The sequence below is a fragment of the Pseudomonas putida genome (assembly GCF_030159595.1).
Classification (GTDB): domain Bacteria; phylum Pseudomonadota; class Gammaproteobacteria; order Pseudomonadales; family Pseudomonadaceae; genus Aquipseudomonas; species Aquipseudomonas putida_AC.
In genome coordinates this window covers 1-515 of the sequence record NZ_BSKJ01000033.1, presented here as the reverse complement: position 1 = coordinate 515, position 515 = coordinate 1, and the positions used below count along the sequence as shown (strand labels likewise).

General features: G+C 61.0%; 1 protein-coding gene. It reads left to right on the top strand.

Annotation, left to right across the window (positions count from 1 at the left end):
• On the top strand, nt 1–515 hold a 515-nt coding region (locus QQL85_RS26430), incomplete at its 3' end, for a thiamine pyrophosphate-binding protein (RefSeq protein WP_284357323.1).

Genomic DNA, 515 nt, shown 5'->3' with positions numbered 1-515 from the left:
ATGGCCAAGGCCGCCGATGTCGTTGTGCAATGCCTGGAAAACGAAGGTGTCGAGTATGTGTTCGGCATTCCTGGTGAGGAAAACCTCGACCTGCTCGAATCCCTGCGCAAGTCGAAGATCAAGCTGGTACTGACCCGTCACGAGCAGTCTGCAGGTTTCATGGCTGCCACCTACGGGCGTCTGACCGGCAAGACCGGCGTCAGCCTGTCGACCCTCGGCCCTGGCGCCACCAACCTGGTTACCGCCAGCGCCTACGCCTACCTGGGCGGCATGCCGATGATGATGATCACCGGCCAGAAACCGATCAAGAAGTCCAAGCAGGGCCGCTTCCAGATCATTGACGTGTGCGGCATGATGGACCCCATCACCAAGTACACCCATCAGTTCGCCTCGGCTGACAACATCCCGTCGCGCATGCGCGAAGCCTTCCGCCTGGCCGAAGAAGAAAAGCCGGGTGCGGTACACCTGGAGCTGCCAGAAGACATCGCCGCCGAGCAGACCGACGCACTGCCGAT